The organism is Methanohalophilus euhalobius, assembly GCF_900215215.1.
GTDB lineage: Archaea > Halobacteriota > Methanosarcinia > Methanosarcinales > Methanosarcinaceae > Methanohalophilus > Methanohalophilus euhalobius.
In genome coordinates this window covers 1-2472 of the sequence record NZ_OBDR01000024.1, presented here as the reverse complement: position 1 = coordinate 2472, position 2472 = coordinate 1, and the positions used below count along the sequence as shown (strand labels likewise).

At 43.7% G+C, this 2472-nt stretch carries 2 protein-coding genes; one reads left to right on the top strand and one right to left on the bottom strand.

What is annotated here, in order from left to right:
* Nucleotides 1-157 precede the first annotated feature (157 nt).
* The gene (locus CP947_RS10230) at nt 158-1576 is read left to right on the top strand and encodes an ATP-binding protein (protein ID WP_096713080.1); all 1419 of its coding nucleotides are present in this window, start codon (nt 158-160) and stop codon (nt 1574-1576) included.
* A gap of 114 nt (nt 1577-1690) precedes the next feature.
* Here CP947_RS10230 and rbr read toward each other — a convergent pair whose 3' ends face one another.
* Nucleotides 1691-2275: a rubrerythrin gene (rbr, locus tag CP947_RS10225; RefSeq protein ID WP_096713079.1), complete on the bottom strand. Its 585-nt coding sequence runs from the start codon at nt 2273-2275 to the stop codon at nt 1691-1693.
* Nucleotides 2276-2472 lie beyond the last annotated feature (197 nt).

Here is a 2472-nt window from a genome sequence, read left to right as displayed (position 1 = left end):
ATAAATTTACCTAAGACGGAGATTTCCACATCATTCCCACCATTGTTGGGGTCAATTAATGCAAGAATATCTGCATAGTCTTTGGCAAGTTTTCCAGATTCATGAAATATCTCCGGCCACAAACATTATCAATATACGAAACATAATCATAATAAACATGTTTCGTAAATTTGTGGATCGGGCCGAAGAACTCAATTCCCTGGAAAAGGAGTATACAAACGGCGGATTTTCCTTCACGGTAATCTACGGCCGGCGCAGGATTGGCAAAACCGAATTGATAACACATTACATCCGGGATAAGCCGCACATATATTTCCTGGCAGACCATAGGGGCACCTCTACCAATGTCGAGAGGTTTAGAAAGAGGGCTGCAGATTTTTTCGATGATTTCGAACCCCGTGTGGAGGGCTTTGACGATGTCTTTGAGTATATCGCCAAAAAGTGGGATAGAGAAGAAAAACTGGTGGTGGCAATCGATGAATTTTCCTATCTTGTGCAGCAGGACGGTTCCATTCCTTCAGTCTTCCAGTTGATAACCGACGAAATACTCAGAGAAAGACCCGTTCATCTAATCCTCTGTGGCTCCTCGATCTCTATGATGGAAAAAAGTACCCTGGCCCATTCCAGTCCCCTCTATGGCAGACGCACCGGCCAAATTCAGACAAAACCAATCCCTTTCAGGCATATTCAGCAATTTTTCCCGGATATATCATTGGAAGAATGCATGCAGATCTATGGAGTGACAGGCGGGATTCCCTATTACCTTTTGTTCTTTGATCCGGAAAAAGAATTTGCCGCAAATCTTGAGAACAATGTGTTTGCCACGGATGCAGTGCTCTATGAGGAAGGGGATTTTCTGCTGCGGGAGGAACTCAGGGAGCCGGCAACTTTCATGAATATCCTGTATGCTATTGCCACAGGCGCATCCAGACCCGCAGAGATTGCCACCAGAGCATATCTTCAGCCCAAGGATATTTCCTATTACCTGAAGATACTGATGAAACTTGGGTTTGTAAGCAGACAACATCCGATTGCAGACAAACCTGCCACAAAAAAGACCATTTACAGATTGGAGGATAATTTCCTGAGATTTTGGTTTCGGTTTGTATTGCCTCACAAAGATGAACTGGAGCCGGGCAATGTAGTGCCTGTACTGGAGGATATAAAGAAGAATTATGATCGTTTTCTGGGGATGACTTTTGAAGATGTAGGCAAAGAGACATTGATCCATCTCAACTCAGCAGGCAAACTGCCTTTCACTTTTCGCAAGATCGGCAGGCAATGGGGCAAAATTGCTGCAGCTGCTAGGGGAAAAAATGATTACGAGATCGATCTTGTGGCCCTTAATGCAGAATCCCGGGATATCCTGTTCTGCGAATGCAAGTGGCAGAAGCAAAAGGTTGGACCGGATGTGTATTATTCCCTGAAGGAAAAGGGGGGCTTTGTGGACTGGCATTCTGAAGGCCAAAAACATTTCGCCCTGATAAGCCGGGCAGGTTTTACTCCACGGATGCGGGAGATTGCAGAGGAAGAGAAAGTGATTCTGATTGGTCTGGCAGATATGATTAAGGGATGAGATACATTCCAGTATGATTGCTCTTTTTCAAAAAATTAGACTGATTCAGCGTTTTTATCACAAAAAAATTGAAGGAAAGGGGGGTGCAATTGTTTTGCAACCTCATTAAAACTATCAGTACTCTTCGCACTTTCTCTCGAAATAGTTGAAGGGATGGTCGCATGAGGGACATTCTTCAGGAGGTTCGGGTCCTCTGTGCACATAACCACATTTGCGGCATACCCATTCAACCTCTTTTTCCTTTTTGAAAACGGTCCCGTTTTCCACTTCCCGGAGAAGTTTTTCAAAGCGCTCTTTGTGATGCATTTCGGCTTTACCGATTGCTCTGAGCCTTGCTGCGATTTCAGGCAGGTTCTCGTCTTCAGCAGTCTGTGCAAATTCGGGATACATGGTGGTGGTTTCATAATCCTCACCGTTGATTGCGGCTTTTAGATTCTCAGCGGTGGTGCCGTAGTCGGTCGGAACGTCAGCCTGAATTGCAATGTCATCGAAGAATTCCCCGCTTTCTTCTTTCAGTTCATTGATCAGCCGGAAACTCCATTTTGCATGCTCTCTTTCGTTCTCGGCGGTGAGGAGGAAAAGATCTGCAATTTGCTCGAAACCTTCCTTTTTAGCAATCTTTGAATATATTGTATACCGGTTTCTGGCCTGGCTTTCCCCTACAAATGCTTTTGACAGGTTTTCTACAGTCTTTTTCATGATTTGTTTCTCCAGATGTTTTTTATGGATTGTTCTTTATATGATTGGTTGATAAATATATAATGCTTTTTTTGAAGAGTGTTGTCAGAACCTGGAGGAAATCATCTCAGGATTGATATTTCCGATAGATTGTTTTACGATCCCCAACTGCTACAATAAATATTAGCATTCTGTTGTTTTCGATTGTCAGGATGACT